The sequence below is a fragment of the Stenotrophomonas sp. PE591 genome (assembly GCF_018320795.1).
Lineage (GTDB): Bacteria > Pseudomonadota > Gammaproteobacteria > Xanthomonadales > Xanthomonadaceae > Stenotrophomonas > Stenotrophomonas maltophilia.
This window is the reverse complement of sequence record NZ_JAAOKO010000004.1, coordinates 204248-218022: the sequence shown is the minus strand read 5'-3', so window position 1 is coordinate 218022 and position 13775 is coordinate 204248. Positions and strand designations below refer to the sequence as shown.

Sequence of the window (13775 nt, the reverse complement as noted above, 5' to 3'; positions counted from 1 at the left end):
AACGGATCGGTCATGCCAGTGGGTCCAGCGTGCCAAGCACCGCGACGCAGGCCAGCACCAGCAGCGCCAGCACCGATTCGCAGGCCAGGCTGTGGCGGAGCGAGCGCAGCGGCCTGGGTTGCCAGCCGCCACGGATGGAGACCGCCAGCGCCGGCACCAGCCGCCAGCGATGCAGCGCGGCCAGGCCCAGCATGCCACCCACCAGTGCCAGCTTGAGCAGCAGCCAGCGTCCATGCGCGGCGCCGGTCAGGGTCTGTAAGGAACCGCCGAGATCGACATAGGTATAGGTGCCGGTCATCGCCAGCAGGGCGACGATGATCGTGCCGGGCAGGGCGAAGCCGTGGGCGGCCTGCCACAGCTCGCGGGTGCGTTCGCGCAGGCGCAGGCCCTGCGGACGCAGCGCCAGCTGCAGGATGGCGGCGATCGCGCCGACCCAGGCGCCGGCGGCCAGCAGGTGCACGATGCCGGCCACCAGCCGCAAGGTGCCACCGAATCCATCTCCGGCGGCGGCATGGCCGTTCCAGGACAGGCTGGCCAGGGCGATGGCGGACAACGCGAGCAGCGCCAGGCGGCGTAGGCCCCGCAGCGGCGTAACGGATGCCAGCAGGGGCAGCATTGCCAGCACCGCCACGGTGCGCAGCAGGCCGGCCTTACCCACCGGCGTGCCGGTGAGGAACCAGTGCGCCGTTGCTGGGTCGATGTCGGCTGCCGGGATGCCAAGCACGCCGGACAACCGGTTCACGGCATCGATGACGACCAGGATGAGCGCAACCACGGCGAGCGTCAGCGAGATGCTGCGCGGCAGTCCGGGGCGGACGAACAGCATCCGCCCGAACAGCAGCATCAGCACCAGGTACAGCGCCAGCCGCAGCGCATACGGCGAGAGCTCGGCCACGACGGCAGCCTTACTTCACCGTGAAACGGTACGTACCAGTGATCGGGTGGCTGTCCTGGCCGACCGCGCGCCATTGCAGTGCGTAGCTGCCGGCGGGCAGCGGCTTGGCGAAGCGCGCACGCAGCGTGTGCCCATCTTCGGAGAGGTCCTGCGCGGTGGTGGGCATGGCCATCTTCATGCGGCCATGGTCCATGCTCAGTTCGATGCGGGTGGCACGCGGCATCACCTTCTCACTGAACTGCAGCGTGATCTCGGTCGCCGGGGCCATGGTGGCGTCGGCGGCCGGCGTCGAGCGCACCAGGCTCGGATGGGCCAGCGCCAGCGGCGCAACCGCGAGGCCGGACAGGAGAAGCGCCAGGGAGGCGGAGCGGCGAAGGGAACGGGTCATGCGCGGGACACCTGTGGAAGACGTGGCGCACAGGGTGGAGGGCAGCGCCTTTCGCTGCCCTGACCCGAACATTACCGATCTGTAATGTTCCGTCCACGCACAGGTGGTGCCGGCCGCTGGCCGGCATCACAGTGCTGCCAACGGACCCTGCATGCGATGGAAACTGCCATCGGTGGCGGTGAACCAGGCCAGCGAACGCCCGCCGACGAAGTCATCGACATGCACGACCGTTGCGCCATCGGCTTCCTGCCACGAAATGGCATAGACCCCCCTCGCTGATCTGCTGCCACTCGCAGGTGGCTTCGCCCTGCGCACCGGCGTAGGCGCCGGAGACGATGGCGTACTGCACGTGGCGGCCATCGGCGCTGTAGACATTGTCGGCGGCCAGGCCGTCATAGCTGACGCGGAAGCGGTGGCCGGCGAACAACGGCAAGGCGGGAGCTGTGTTCATCGGATCGCCACCGGGTTGATGTTGACCTGGGTCGAGCCGACGTAAAGCGGCTGGCCGAGCACGAACAGGAATTCCCAGGCCTTGTCGCGCACCAGGGCACGGCTGTCGATCAGCTCCAGGTTGTAGATGCCGCGCTTGGCCAGCATGTACTGGTTGATCGGAAACTCCTCGGCACCGTTCGGGTTCGGGTAGACCTCCGAGGCCCAGGTGTCGCCACCGAAGGCGACGATGCCCTGGTCGGCCAGCCACTTCGCGGCCTCCATGCCGATACCCGGCTCCACTTCCAGGAACTGCGTGTTGTCCTTGCCGATCAGTTCCAGCCAACCGGTGTTGAACAGCACCACGTCGCCCTTGCGCAGGCTCAGTCCCTGCTTCTTCAGCACGGCCTGGATGTCTGCCACGGTGAACTCGGTGCCGCCGGGCACGATCGCCTTGCCGTAGTACGCGGTCATGTCCAGCACGACGCCGCGGGTGACCATCGGCGGCACCTTCTCGACGCCGAGCTTGCGCACGCCGTCCACGGTGACGAAGTCGGCGGCCTTGTTGCCGTTGTAGTAGACGTTGTCGATGCCGATATGGCCGATGCCGTTGAGCTGGGTACCAACGCCGGTCCAGGCGTTCACCAGTTCATCGTTGAAGGTGAACTTGTTGGGGCCCAGCGACTTGCCAGCCTGCTGGCCGACCTGCACGTTGTACAGGCGGAAGCTGCGGTGGCGGAACGCGGGCAGGTTCTTGTCCACCGGCACCGCCAGCGGATAGGTCTTGCCGGTCCTGACCAGCGAGACCGCGTGCTTGACCACGTCAGCGGTGAGCAGGTTGGCCGCGCCGATCTCGTCGTTGGCGCCGTAGGCAGAGGGATACCACTCCTCGGCGGTGGCCTGGAAGGACAGCGGCAGGGTGGCCAGCGCAAGCGCGGCCAGGGTCTTCATCTTCATGGCAAAGCTCCGGTAACTGTCAGGCCGTCGCGGCGGCGCCGGCATGGGCCGGGAAGTGCGGGAGCACGTACTCGGCGATTTCGTGGAAGGTTTCGGCCAACGGCCGTTCGTTGCGGCGGAACTGCAGGCCGATGTGGTCGACACCGGCCGCCTGCATGGCGTGCAGCTCGGCCAGCAGGGCGTTGCGGCCGCCACGCAGGCCGAAGCGCCAGCGCTGCAGGGGGGCATCGGCATCGTCCACCAGGTCCAGGTGGATGAAGCTGGCATACGGCTTGTTGCCGGCCACGGCGCGCCACGCCGCCACGCGTTGCGCATGGTCCTGCGGCGCGCCCGGGTAGGCCAGACAACCGTCCATGTGCTGGCCGATCCATGCCGGTTGCTGCTGGGCCAGGCCGGCCACGAACAACGGCAGGGCCGGGCCATCGGCGGGCAGCACGTCCAGGCCCTGCGGCAGGTGCGCGGCGGCGCCTTCGCGCAGCAATGCGATCTGCTCGCGGAAACGGCTGCCACGGCTGTCGAAGTCGCGGCCGAACAGCGGGTACTCCACCGGGCGGTCGCCACTGGCCACGCCCAGCAGCAGGCGGTCACCGCTCAGCCGCTGCACGCTGCGCGCCGACTTCAGGGTCAGCAATGGCTCACGGATCGGCAGCACCACCGCACCGGTGCCCAGCAGGATGTCATTGGTGATGCCGGCCAGGTAGCCGAGGTAACTGAAGACCTCGAACACCTGTGCGGCATCGCCGAAGGCCGGGTCGTACACCGGCACGTCGCGTACCCACAGCGCACGGAAGCCGAGGCGGTCGGCCAACCGTGCCAGTTCCGCATGGCGCTGCAGGTCCGGTTCACCGGGCAGGCGTCGTGCGGCGCGTCGTGCCTGTTCGCCCAGCGGCGTCCAGTCATTGTCCAGCGGTGCTTCGATGCCGATGCTGAAACCACCGGCCTGCAGCCGCGCCAACGCACTGCCCATGGCCAGGCTCCTCAGTCCCAGGCCGGGGCCAGGCCCGGCGGATCGACTTCGCGGCCGTTGCGGTCAAGTGCAGCGATCGCGGCCATGTCATCGGCATCCAGGTGCAGGTCCTGGGCGAGCAGGTTGCTGGCCAGGTTCTCGCGCTTGGTCGAGGACGGGATGACCGAGTAACCCAGTTGCAGTGCCCACGCCAGCGCGACCTGGGCCACGGTGGCCTGGTGCTTGTCGGCGATGGCGGCCAGCACCGGATCCTTCAGTACCTTGCCGTAGGCCAGGGTCATGTAGGAGGTCACGGTGATGCCCTGGTCCTGCAGGAAGGCGGTCAGTGCCGGGTTCTGCAGGTAGGGGCTCAGTTCGATCTGGTTGGTGGCGATCTGGCCGGCACCGACCACCTCGATGGCCTGCCGTGTCAGCTCGATGTTGAAGTTGGACACACCGATCTGGCGGGTCAGGCCCAGCGTCTTGGCTTCGGCCAGCGCGGTCATGTACTCGCGCAGTTCAACGCCATTGCCCGGCGCCGGCCAGTGGATCAGCAGCAGGTCGACGTAGTCGGTGCGCAGCTTCGCCAGGCTGTCGCGCAGGCTCGGGATCAGCTTGTCGGCGGCGTAGTTGTCCACCCAGATCTTGGTGGTCAGGAACAGCTGGTCGCGCGGAACGCCGGATTCGGCGATGGCCTGGCCGACTTCGGCTTCGTTGCCGTAGATCTGCGCGGTATCGACCGCACGGTAGCCAACCTCGAGGGCGTTGCGCACCGAGTCGATGACGGTCTGGCCGGTCAGGCGGAAGGTGCCGACGCCAAAGGAAGGAACGCTCATGATGGACTCCAGGGACTTCGTTGAGAGCCGGTGGGCTCGGGACAGGGCGAAGTGTGGGCGCTTTACATTTGTTGATTAAGCCGTGTATACGGGAAACGCTTTTGCGCCGAGGTAAAAAATGAAAACCACCCTGGATGAGCTGAAGGCCTTCGTGGCCGTGGTCGACAGTGGTTCGATCACGGCGGCGGCCGAGGCGCTGGAACTGACCATCTCCGCCACCAGCCGCACCCTGGCGCGGCTGGAGGACAAGCTGCAGACCACGCTGCTGCGACGGACCACGCGGCGGCTGGAACTGACCGAGGAAGGCGCGGCGTTCCTGGAGTACGCGCGTACGATCCTGGCCACGGTGGACGAGGCCGAGGAACAGATGGCCGCGCGGCGGCTGCAGCCGGTCGGGCGCCTGCGCGTGGACGCCGCCACGCCGTTCATGCTGCACGTGATCGTGCCGCTGCTTGAGGGGTTCCGTGAGCGCTACCCGCAGGTGGAGCTGGAGCTGAATTCCAATGAAGGCATCACCGACCTGATCGAGAAGCGCACCGACGTAGCATTCCGCATTGGTGTGCTGCGCGACTCGACCCTGCATGCGCGGCCGATCGGCCACAGCCGCATCCGGGTGGTGGCCAGCCCCGAATACCTGCGCCGCCACGGCACGCCCACGCGCGTGGAGCAGCTGCGCGAGCACGACCTGCTGGGCTTCACCCAGCCCAGTTCGTTGAACGAATGGCCGCTGCAGGATGCCGATGGTGGGCCTTTCGTGATCGAGCCGGCCATCGCTTCATCCAGTGGCGAGACACTGCGGCAGATGGCGGTAGCCGGGCTGGGCATCGCCTGCCTATCTGATTTCCTGACCCGCCAGGACCGGCGTGATGGCCGCCTGGTGCAGCTGTTCGCCAGGCAGACGCAGGAAGTGCGGCAGCCGATCAACGCGGTGTACTACCGCAACACGGCGCTGGCCGCGCGCATTACCTGTTTCGTCGACCACGTGACGCAGACGCTCGGCCAGCGTCCGTTTGACGAATAAGGAGGGGTAGAGCCGGCCGCTGGCCGGCTGCCGGGTCCCCGGCGCTGCCGACCCGCGGCCGGTGTCAGCGGGTGCGCAGCGCGCGCCGGTTGCCGATGTGCGCGCATGCCAGCAGCACGCCACCGCTGGCTGTCGCCACGCCATGCCAGAGCAGCGATTCCTTCAGCGGCAGATACAGCGAGGCCGACAGCAGCAGGATGGCGCCGGCGCAGGCCAGCCGCACCGGCCGCCAGCGCCCGTGCCGATGCACCCCGGCCGAGGTACTCGCCAAGGCCAGCGACGAGGCCAGCAGCGCGAACAGCCATTCCCAGCGCGACATCATCAACAGCAATGTCATCGCGCCATGGCCGGGATGCTGGAACGAGCGCAGCGCCATCATCGCTGCCGGCACGAAGGCCAGCAGCAGGGGCAGGGCGATGCAATGGGCGGCGCAGGCCAGGGACAGCCAGGCACCGGCAAGATCGAAGCGCGGGTGCCAGCGTGCCGAAGTTGGCGGCTGGGGCAGGGCCCTTGCGGGCGTCGTGGGGATGTGGTCCATAATGTTACATAGTAACAATTGGAGCCTCCCCCATGAAGCGTTCTGCTGCTCTTTTCCTGCTGCTGGCTGCCTGTGCCGCGCAGGCCCATGACATCCGCCAGCACGCACCGCACGTGCACGGCCAGGCGACCGTCGATGTTGCGCTTGACCAGCAGACGCTGGAATTCGCCCTGCAGGCCCCCGGCATCGGCATCCTCGATTACGAGCGACCGCCGGCCAATGCAGCCGAGCAGGCCGCGCTGGCACGGGCTACGACAGTGCTGAAGGGCGGCAGCTGGGTCACCTTGCCCACCGCTGCGGGCTGCCGTCTGGCCACCGGTAAAGCCGATGCAGAGGGCTTCGACGCGACGGCCGCCGCGCCGCCGCCGGGACAGCACCGGCACGCGGGGTTCAGCGCAACGCTGCAGTACCACTGTGCCAAACCTGCCGCGCTGCGCGCCATCGTCGTGCGCCTGCCCGTACTATTCCCCGGCCTGCACGAAGTCATCGTCAACAGCGCAACCGCCAATGGCCAGAACCGCAGCGTGCTGACGCCCGACAACCTGCGCGTGGTGCTGGCACCGTGAGCGCGGCACCGGTGATCTCGCTGGAAGACGTGCAGTTCGGCTACGGCATGCAGCGGGTGCTGGACATCCCGCGGTTATGGGTCGAGCAGGGCAGCAGCGTGTTGCTGCGCGGAATCAGCGGTGGCGGCAAAAGTACCCTGCTGGGCCTGCTGGCGGGAGTGCTGCTGCCCGGCAAGGGCCGTGTCGAAGTGGCCGGCCACGCGCTGCAGGCGATGCGCGGTGCCGCGCGGGACCGCTTCCGCGCCGACCACCTGGGCGTGATCTTCCAGCAGTTCAACCTGCTGCCGTTTCTCAGCGTGCGCGACAACATCGCGCTGGGCCTGCGCTTCTCGCGCCTGCGCAGCGCGCGCATCAGCGGCCCGCTGGATGCCGAGATCGCCCGCCTGCTGCAGGCCCTGCAGCTCAACCCTGAGCTTATGCAGCGGCCGGCGGGTACGCTCAGTGTCGGCCAGCAACAACGCGTGGCGGCAGCACGCGCCCTGATCGGTCGTCCGGCATTGCTGCTGGCCGATGAGCCCACCTCGGCGCTTGACCGCGACGCGGCGACCGCGTTCCTGAAGCTGATGTCCGCGCAGTGCCAGGCGGCCGGCACCACGGTGCTGGTGGTCAGCCATGACGACAGCCTGCAGCCCTTGTTCGACCGCACCATTTCACTGTCCGAGATCAACCAGGCAGGCGCCGGTCATGCTTGAGCTTGCCTGGGCCAGCCTGCGCAGCCGCGCGTTGAGTGTCGGACTGACCGTGCTGGTCATCACCCTCAGCGTGGTGCTGCTGCTGGGCGTCGAGCGTGTACGCACGCAGGCGCACGAGGGGTTTGCCAGCACCGTATCGGGCACCGACCTGATTGTCGGTGCGCGTTCGGGACCGGTGAACCTGCTGCTGTACTCGGTGTTCCATATCGGCGACCCGACCAACAACGTGTCCTGGCAGTCCTACCAGGAGCTTTCCGCATTGCCGCAGGTCAAGTGGTCGGTGCCGTTGTCGCTGGGCGATTCGTGGCGCGGCTACCGCGTGGTCGGCACCAGCGCTGGCTATTTCGAGCACTACCGCTACGGCGCCGGGCACGCGCTTGCGTTCGCGGACGGACGGCCGTTCGATGATCTGTACGACGCGGTAATCGGCGCGGAGGTGGCACGCGCGCAGAAGGTCGGCCTCGGCGATGAGATCGTGCTCGCGCACGGCACGGGCGCGGTCACGCTGGCCACGCATGCCGACAAGCCATTCCGTGTTGCCGGCATCCTGCAGCGCACCGGCACGCCGGTGGATTCGTCGCTGCTGGTTTCGCTGCCGGCGATCGAAGCGATCCATGTCGACTGGCGATCGGGCGTGCAGCTGCGCAGCCAGCGCGTCAGCGCCGAGCAGGCGCGCCACCTGGATCTGACCCCGACCAGCATCACCGCCTTCATGCTCGGCCTGAATACGCGCATCGCCTCGTTCTCGGTACAGCGCAGGATCAACGAGTATCCGGACGAGGCGATGCTGGCGATCCTGCCCGGCGTGACCCTGCAGCAGCTGTGGCAGTCACTGGGCACCGCCGAGCGGGCGTTGCAGCTGATCAGTGCGATGGTGGTACTGCTGGGCATGGTCTCGCTGGTGGCGCTGCTGGTCTCGACCCTGCAGGAGCGGCGGCGTGAGATGGCCATCCTGCGTGCCACCGGCGCGCGACCGGGTTACATCGCCGGCCTGCTGGTGGTGGAGGCGGTGGCGACCAGCGCGGCGGCCTGCGTGCTGGCGCTGGTGCTTCTGGTGGCCGCCAGCGTTGCCGGGCGCGGCTGGGCCCTGGCCACCTTCGGTCTGTCGATCACCCATGTCTGGCCGGACGGCCGCGAGCTGGCGTGGGTGGCAGGCGTGCTGGCGATCAGTGCGGTGGCTGGGCTGGTCCCGGCGTTGCTCGCTTACCGGCGCACCTTGGCCGATGGCCTTTCACCGGGAGGCTGAGCATGCGCTGGATGCTGTCGCTGCCGATGGTACTGGCCCTGGTTGCCTGCGAGCGGCCGGTGGATACCGGTGTGCAGGCCCTGCCACCCGCGCCGGTTGTCGACCGCGCTGACGCTACGGATGCGGCAGAGCAGGAGCTGGACTGGCTGCAGATGATGCCCAAGGACGAGCTGGCCGCGCTGGAACGCGGCGAGGGCCCGGAGGTCGAGCACAACGGCAACCGGCGCATGCCGCAGTTCGGCACCTTCCGCACCGTGGACACGGTGCTGCAGCGGCCAGTGCGCCTGCCGGGCTACGTGGTACCGCTGGCCAACGCGCAGGACGGGCGGCTGACCGAATTCCTGTTCGTGCCGTACTACGGCGCCTGCATCCACGTGCCACCACCGCCGCCGAACCAGATCGTGCACGTGGTGCTGCCGCGCCCGATCGACATGCCTGACATGTACTCGCCGTTCTTCCTGGCCGGCACTCTGCGTGCCGAACGGTTGGACGACGATCTGGCCGGTTCGGCCTACACCATGCGTGACGCACAGTTGAGGCCCTATGAACCGTAGTCACCTGTTGCTGGCGTTGGGATGCCTGTGGTTGGTGGGCTGTACGGCGCCTGGCGGCGATGCGGTGGGGGTCACGCCGCAGGACAAACCGGCGCCCTCCGCCACGGCCGAAGCCCCCATCGACCGTTGGGACGCGTTGCGACCCGACGAAGTGACCTACCAGCGACCGCCGCCGCAGATCGGCCTGTCACGCAATGGCATGGACGGCGTGGGTGGCCTGATTGACGACACTGGTTCGGGCACGCCGCCGGGGCAGGAAATCGACCATTCCAGCCCGGATCGCGCCAAGCAGTTCGGCTCTTCGCGAGTGGTCGATGCTGTCGATGGTCGCGCGGTGGATCTGGATGGCTACGTTGTGCCGCTCGGCACCAACGATGCAGGATTGGTGGATGAACTGCTGTTCGTACCGTTCTACGGGGCCTGCATCCATGTTCCACCGCCGCCGCCCAACCAGATCATCCACGTGACCCTGGCGACACCGATCGCGCTGGGCGATCTCTGGGATCCATACCGGCTTGCCGGCCGCCTGCAGGTGAAGCGTTTCGACGCGGACATCGCCAGCGCGTCCTACGATGCCGCTGCGGCCACGCTGACGGCGATCCGCAACTGATGCGCAGGCGATGGCTCATGGCTGCCGGGGTGCTGCTGAGCGCGGTGGTGCTGCTGTGGTGGCAGCGGCAGCGCGCACCCATCGCGCCGCCTGCGGTCGCGTTTCCGGCGCCGACGTCCAATGCCAGCCAGCGCATCGAACAGCGCCTGGGTGACGACCACGCATTCCGCAACGACGTGCTGTTCCTGCTTGCGGCAACAGTGCGCGACCGCTGCCAGCCAGCGCAGGCGGGACTGCTGGCGCGCATGGCCAATCGTGCATCGCTGCCGGTGCTGGCGGCAGTCAGCGCGGTGACCCGGCAGGATCCATCGCTGGACCGGCCGATCTACCAGTACATCCAGCACCGCGCCGATGTGACGCAGTGCGGGCAGCCGCTGCAGATGCCGTTGGCCGGTGGGCGCAGCATGGCGGTGGATATCGAACAGTACGCGCGCACGTTCCCGGACAGCTACTTCGACCCGCAACGCAGCAGCGAACCGCGGGATTTCGGTGGGCTGTCGCTGCAGCAGCGCGCCGGCAACGCCTGCAACAGCGTGGTGTACTCGGTGCTGCCGCTGGGTGGCACCGACTGGCGGTGCAGCAGCCTGCGCGCGAATGCCCGTGCGCGCGTGCGCGGCCTGTGCGAGGACGAACTGCGGCGCCAGCATGGTGACATTGGTGGCGAGCTGGACGCCGCCGTAGGGCAGGGGATGCAGGCGGCGGTGGTATCGGCGATCGCCGCGCTGCCGGAGGACTGCCGGTAATCGTTCACCAGTAGAGCGAGGCCATGCCTGGCTGGCGGTCCGACGAGCAGGCTGTCCGCTACAAAAGCTGAATCGGCTGGCTACCGAGGCCATAACTATACAGGACATCCGGTATAGTTATGGCTGTACTCCACCCCCACCAGGTCCTCCCATGGCTTTGTCCCAGCCCTTGGCCGGTGCTCCGGCCCTGTCGCGTGCCCGCCGCTGGGCACTGTTGTTTACCGTCGCCGCTGGCCTGCTGCTGGTTACGCTCGACAACTCCGTGCTCTACACCGCACTGCCGACGCTGACCGAGGAACTCTCGGCCAGTGCCGGACAGGCGCTGTGGATCATCAACGCCTATCCGCTGGTGATGGCCGGCCTGCTGCTGGGTGCGGGCACGCTGGGCGACCGCATCGGCCATCGCCGCATGTTCCTGATCGGCCTGGTGGTGTTCGGCGTCGCCTCGCTGGCAGCGGCGTTCGCCGACACCGCAGCGCAGCTGATTGCCGCACGTGCCTTCCTGGCGGTCGGTGCGGCAGCGATGATGCCGGCCACGTTGGCGCTGATCGGCCTGAGCTTCCACGAAGAGCGCGAACGCAACATCGCCATCGCGATCTGGGGTTCGGTGGCCATCGTCGGCGCGGCGCTCGGACCGATCATTGGCGGCTGGCTGCTGCAGCACTTCTGGTGGGGCTCGGTGTTCCTGATCAACGTGCCGGTGGTGGTGGTCGCGTTCGTGGCCACGCTGCTGTTGGCGCCGGAAGGCCAGCGCGACACCTCGCGGCCATGGGATCTTGTGTCCTCGGTGCTGGCATTGGCGGCACTGTCCGGCCTGGTGCTGGCGATCAAGTCGCTGATCGCTACGCCGCCGTCGTATGCGCTGGGCGCGGGCGCGCTGCTGTTGGCCGTCATCAGCGGCGCGGCGTTCGCGCGCCGCCAGCAACAGCTGCCGTACCCGCTGCTGGACTTCGCGATCTTCCGCAACCCGGCGTTCCTGGCCGGCACGCTGTCGGCGGTGTTCACCCTGTTCGCGATGGCCGGCCTGCAGCTGGTCACCACCCAGCGCTTCCAGCTGGTGGCAGGTTTCACGCCGCTGCAGGCCGGCCTGCTGGTCTCGGTGGCGGCACTGGGCAGCCTGCCCAGTGCGCTGCTGGGCGGCAGCATCCTGCATCGGGTGGGCCTGCGCCCGCTGATCTGTGGCGGCCTGGCCGCAGGTGCGCTGGGCGTAGGCGTGGTGGCGTTCGGCTTCCCGCACGGCCTTGGCTGGGTGGTGGCTGGTATGGCCATCACCGGCTTCGGCATGGGCTCGGCCATCTCGGTGGCATCCACCGCCATCCTCAACAATGTTCCGGCACACCGCGCGGGCATGGCCTCGTCGGTCGAAGAGGTGTCCTACGAATTCGGCGGCCTGCTGGCGGTGGCGATGCTGGGCAGCCTGAGCGCCGCGATGTACAGCGCCTTCTTGCCAGTCTCGGTGGACATGCCCGCGCTTGCCCGCGAAGGCTTCACCCAGGCGCTGCACGTGGCACGCGAGAGTGGGCATGGCGAGTGGTTCGCACTGGCTGCGGCCGCGTATGACCGTGGCTACCAGATCGTGCTGCTGGTGATCACGGCGGTGCTGGCGATGGGCGCGACGATCATCGCGCGCCTGCTGCGCGGCCGCGTTGGCAGCCGCGAAGGTGCGGCCGATCGCGTAAAATGAAGCGATGAGAACCAGCAAGCGCGACCGCATCCTCGACGCCGCCGTCAACGTGATCAATCGTGACGGCGTGCGTGCGGTGACCTTCGAGTCGGTGGCGGCCGAGGCCAAGCTGACCCGCGGCGGCCTGCTGTACCACTTCCCGTCGCGCGAGGCGCTGCTGCGCGGCATCGACGAGCACCTGGTGCAGGCCTGGGAGGCGTCGATGGAAACACTGCTGGGCAAGCGTGCGGATGAAGCGACGGCACTGGAGCGCTACCAGACCTTCGTGCGTGTCTCGGCGCAGAGTGCCACCCGTGCCGAACTGATGTTCATGCTGGAATCGGCCGACCCGGAGGCGGGCGAGCGTCCGTGGGGACCGGCGGTACGGCGCTGGGCACCATCCGCGCCGGAGGCCGGGAATGTCGATCCGACGACGCTCGACAATTTCGTGGCGCGCCTGGCCGCCGATGGCCTGTGGATCTACGAGGCGATGTACGAAGGCCAGCTGGACGAAGGCGTGCGCGCCCGTGTTGCCGAGCGCATCGCCGGGTTGTTGGCGAAGTCTGACGGGTCACCGCACTCGTAGCGTCGAGCCATGCTCGACCGCCTTCCGGTCAGGCCACGAAAATGCCGCTTCGGTAGAGTCGACTGTCAGTCGACTGCTCTTCGGTCAGGCCACGAAACCCCGCGCTTCGCGCGCTAGTCGACTGACAGTCGACTCTGCCCCTCGCGCGTCTGCCCAGCCTGCGCGGCGCTCGCGGCCAGCCACGCCCTGGGCGATGCCCCCAACCGCTTGCGGAACGCCTTCGACAGGGAGGCGGTATCGGCAAACCCCACCTCGATCGCCACCTGCTTGACCGCCACGCCTGCCCGCAGCTGCGCGCAGGCCAGGCTCAGCCGCCAGTCGAGCAGATAAGCGGCCGGCGTTGCCTGCATCACCTCCTTGAACACGGCCGCGAACGCGCTGCGCGACATGCCGGCAGTCGCAGCCATCCGCGGCAGCGTCCATTCGTCCTGCGGCGCCTGGTGCATCGCCACCAGCGTACGGGCCAGCCGCGCATCGGACAGCCCGCGCATCAGCCCATGGCTGACGCCCGCCGCATCCGGGTGGTCCACCACCCAGCGCAGGATCTGGATCAGCGCCACCTCGAACAGGCGGTTGGTCAGCAGCCGTGAGCCGCAGCGCTGGCGATCGGCCTCGGCGAACAGCAGGTGCAGGGTGTCATCCAGTTCGCCGATCGCCGCCAGCGGCACCACCATCACCGGTGGCAACGACTGCACGATCGGATTGCGCGCGCCGCCATCGAAGTCCAGCGTGGCGCAGGTGAAATCCGGGCCATCCAGCGGTGCGTTGAAGAACACATGGTGCAGCGGCTGCGGATACAGCAGCAGGCTGGGTGTGTTGATCTTCAACCGGGGCAGCGCAATATCGCCCCCGGGATGACGGACTTCCATTTCACCCTGGCGCAGGATGTGCAGGAAGGCACGACCGGGCTGCGGCTCGAAGACATGGCGCCCGCACAGCGGACCACTGTGGAACAGCGCGGCCTGCACCCGGAAGCGTTCCAGCAGGGAGGAGAGGCGGTCGGGTGCGGAAGTGTCGGCGGACACGTTCATGGATGAATGGACAACATGTGTGGTTTATTGCGCCTGATTCGTCCATGGAGTCTACCTAGGATGAGCGGGTCGTC

17 protein-coding genes are annotated in these 13775 nt (G+C 68.1%); 9 read left to right on the top strand and 8 right to left on the bottom strand.

Annotated features, from left to right (window positions below; genetic code table 11):
- Positions 1-10: 10 nt before the first annotated feature.
- The 6 genes from copD to dkgB form a co-directional block, all read right to left on the bottom strand.
- Positions 11-895: a copper homeostasis membrane protein CopD gene (gene copD / locus JLDANKMP_RS12920; protein WP_212561329.1), complete on the bottom strand. Its 885-nt coding sequence runs from the start codon at positions 893-895 to the stop codon at positions 11-13.
- 10 nt (positions 896-905) lie between these two features.
- A complete protein-coding gene (gene copC, locus JLDANKMP_RS12915; protein WP_212561328.1) occupies positions 906-1283 on the bottom strand; it encodes a copper homeostasis periplasmic binding protein CopC in 378 nt (125 codons plus the stop codon).
- Positions 1284-1494: 211 nt separating this feature from the next.
- On the bottom strand, positions 1495-1734 hold the full coding sequence (locus JLDANKMP_RS12910) for a hypothetical protein (RefSeq protein WP_249336908.1): 240 nt from the start codon (positions 1732-1734) through the stop codon (positions 1495-1497).
- A complete protein-coding gene (locus JLDANKMP_RS12905; protein ID WP_005413604.1) occupies positions 1731-2669 on the bottom strand; it encodes a cyclase family protein in 939 nt (312 codons plus the stop codon). The genes JLDANKMP_RS12910 and JLDANKMP_RS12905 overlap by 4 nt, the downstream gene beginning before the upstream one ends.
- Positions 2670-2688: 19 nt before the next feature.
- Positions 2689-3636: a TIGR03571 family LLM class oxidoreductase gene (locus tag JLDANKMP_RS12900; RefSeq protein ID WP_212561327.1), complete on the bottom strand. Its 948-nt coding sequence runs from the start codon at positions 3634-3636 to the stop codon at positions 2689-2691.
- A gap of 11 nt (positions 3637-3647) precedes the next feature.
- Positions 3648-4451 (bottom strand): 2,5-didehydrogluconate reductase DkgB, encoded by an 804-nt coding sequence (dkgB, locus tag JLDANKMP_RS12895; protein ID WP_212561326.1) that lies wholly within the window; start codon positions 4449-4451, stop codon positions 3648-3650.
- Positions 4452-4569: 118 nt separating this feature from the next.
- Between dkgB and JLDANKMP_RS12890 the strand changes: the two genes are divergently transcribed.
- Entirely contained in the window at positions 4570-5472 is a 903-nt protein-coding gene (locus JLDANKMP_RS12890; RefSeq protein WP_005409836.1) for a LysR family transcriptional regulator, read from the top strand.
- A 64-nt stretch (positions 5473-5536) separates the two neighbouring features.
- Here JLDANKMP_RS12890 and JLDANKMP_RS12885 read toward each other — a convergent pair whose 3' ends face one another.
- The gene (locus JLDANKMP_RS12885) at positions 5537-6010 is read right to left on the bottom strand and encodes a MerC domain-containing protein (protein ID WP_212561325.1); all 474 of its coding nucleotides are present in this window, start codon (positions 6008-6010) and stop codon (positions 5537-5539) included.
- Positions 6011-6042: 32 nt separating this feature from the next.
- Between JLDANKMP_RS12885 and JLDANKMP_RS12880 the strand changes: the two genes are divergently transcribed.
- The 8 genes from JLDANKMP_RS12880 to JLDANKMP_RS12845 all read left to right on the top strand — a co-directional run bounded on the left by JLDANKMP_RS12880 (position 6043) and on the right by JLDANKMP_RS12845 (position 12670).
- On the top strand, positions 6043-6576 hold the full coding sequence (locus tag JLDANKMP_RS12880) for a DUF2796 domain-containing protein (protein ID WP_212561324.1): 534 nt from the start codon (positions 6043-6045) through the stop codon (positions 6574-6576).
- A complete protein-coding gene (locus JLDANKMP_RS12875; RefSeq protein WP_049403352.1) occupies positions 6573-7268 on the top strand; it encodes an ATP-binding cassette domain-containing protein in 696 nt (231 codons plus the stop codon). The genes JLDANKMP_RS12880 and JLDANKMP_RS12875 overlap by 4 nt, the downstream gene beginning before the upstream one ends.
- Positions 7261-8514 carry an ABC transporter permease gene (locus tag JLDANKMP_RS12870; protein WP_212561323.1) on the top strand — a complete coding sequence of 418 codons (1254 nt, stop codon included), beginning with the start codon at positions 7261-7263 and terminating at the stop codon, positions 8512-8514. Before JLDANKMP_RS12875 ends, JLDANKMP_RS12870 begins: the two co-directional genes overlap by 8 nt.
- Positions 8515-8516: 2 nt before the next feature.
- Entirely contained in the window at positions 8517-9068 is a 552-nt protein-coding gene (locus JLDANKMP_RS12865) for a DUF3299 domain-containing protein (protein WP_212561322.1), read from the top strand.
- Positions 9058-9678, top strand: a complete 621-nt coding sequence (locus JLDANKMP_RS12860) for a DUF3299 domain-containing protein (protein ID WP_212561321.1) — start codon at positions 9058-9060, stop codon at positions 9676-9678. Before JLDANKMP_RS12865 ends, JLDANKMP_RS12860 begins: the two co-directional genes overlap by 11 nt.
- Positions 9678-10421, top strand: coding sequence for a hypothetical protein (locus JLDANKMP_RS12855; protein WP_212561320.1), 744 nt, complete (start codon positions 9678-9680; stop codon positions 10419-10421). The genes JLDANKMP_RS12860 and JLDANKMP_RS12855 overlap by 1 nt, the downstream gene beginning before the upstream one ends.
- Positions 10422-10572: 151 nt before the next feature.
- Entirely contained in the window at positions 10573-12105 is a 1533-nt protein-coding gene (locus JLDANKMP_RS12850; RefSeq protein ID WP_212561319.1) for an MFS transporter, read from the top strand.
- Positions 12106-12109: 4 nt separating this feature from the next.
- The gene (locus tag JLDANKMP_RS12845; protein WP_212561318.1) at positions 12110-12670 is read left to right on the top strand and encodes a TetR/AcrR family transcriptional regulator; all 561 of its coding nucleotides are present in this window, start codon (positions 12110-12112) and stop codon (positions 12668-12670) included.
- 113 nt (positions 12671-12783) lie between these two features.
- Here JLDANKMP_RS12845 and JLDANKMP_RS12840 read toward each other — a convergent pair whose 3' ends face one another.
- Positions 12784-13701: an AraC family transcriptional regulator gene (locus JLDANKMP_RS12840; RefSeq protein ID WP_212561317.1), complete on the bottom strand. Its 918-nt coding sequence runs from the start codon at positions 13699-13701 to the stop codon at positions 12784-12786.
- Between the last annotated feature and the right edge of the window lie 74 nt (positions 13702-13775).

What these genes read in the sequence shown, in the direction of transcription:
- JLDANKMP_RS12900 (WP_212561327.1), bottom strand. Translation starts at nt 3,636, where the DNA reads ATGGGCAGTGCGTTGGCGCGGCTGCAGGCCGGTGGTTTCAGCATCGGC.
- dkgB (WP_212561326.1), bottom strand. Translation starts at nt 4,451, where the DNA reads ATGAGCGTTCCTTCCTTTGGCGTCGGCACCTTCCGCCTGACCGGCCAG.
- JLDANKMP_RS12840 (WP_212561317.1), bottom strand. Translation starts at nt 13,701, where the DNA reads ATGAACGTGTCCGCCGACACTTCCGCACCCGACCGCCTCTCCTCCCTG.
- copC (WP_212561328.1), bottom strand. Translation starts at nt 1,283, where the DNA reads ATGACCCGTTCCCTTCGCCGCTCCGCCTCCCTGGCGCTTCTCCTGTCC.
- JLDANKMP_RS12885 (WP_212561325.1), bottom strand. Translation starts at nt 6,010, where the DNA reads ATGGACCACATCCCCACGACGCCCGCAAGGGCCCTGCCCCAGCCGCCA.
- JLDANKMP_RS12880 (WP_212561324.1), top strand. Translation starts at nt 6,043, where the DNA reads ATGAAGCGTTCTGCTGCTCTTTTCCTGCTGCTGGCTGCCTGTGCCGCG.
- JLDANKMP_RS12910 (WP_249336908.1), bottom strand. Translation starts at nt 1,734, where the DNA reads ATGAACACAGCTCCCGCCTTGCCGTTGTTCGCCGGCCACCGCTTCCGC.
- JLDANKMP_RS12905 (WP_005413604.1), bottom strand. Translation starts at nt 2,669, where the DNA reads ATGAAGATGAAGACCCTGGCCGCGCTTGCGCTGGCCACCCTGCCGCTG.
- JLDANKMP_RS12845 (WP_212561318.1), top strand. Translation starts at nt 12,110, where the DNA reads ATGAGAACCAGCAAGCGCGACCGCATCCTCGACGCCGCCGTCAACGTG.
- JLDANKMP_RS12850 (WP_212561319.1), top strand. Translation starts at nt 10,573, where the DNA reads ATGGCTTTGTCCCAGCCCTTGGCCGGTGCTCCGGCCCTGTCGCGTGCC.
- JLDANKMP_RS12890 (WP_005409836.1), top strand. Translation starts at nt 4,570, where the DNA reads ATGAAAACCACCCTGGATGAGCTGAAGGCCTTCGTGGCCGTGGTCGAC.
- JLDANKMP_RS12865 (WP_212561322.1), top strand. Translation starts at nt 8,517, where the DNA reads ATGCGCTGGATGCTGTCGCTGCCGATGGTACTGGCCCTGGTTGCCTGC.
- JLDANKMP_RS12870 (WP_212561323.1), top strand. Translation starts at nt 7,261, where the DNA reads ATGCTTGAGCTTGCCTGGGCCAGCCTGCGCAGCCGCGCGTTGAGTGTC.
- JLDANKMP_RS12860 (WP_212561321.1), top strand. Translation starts at nt 9,058, where the DNA reads ATGAACCGTAGTCACCTGTTGCTGGCGTTGGGATGCCTGTGGTTGGTG.
- JLDANKMP_RS12855 (WP_212561320.1), top strand. Translation starts at nt 9,678, where the DNA reads ATGCGCAGGCGATGGCTCATGGCTGCCGGGGTGCTGCTGAGCGCGGTG.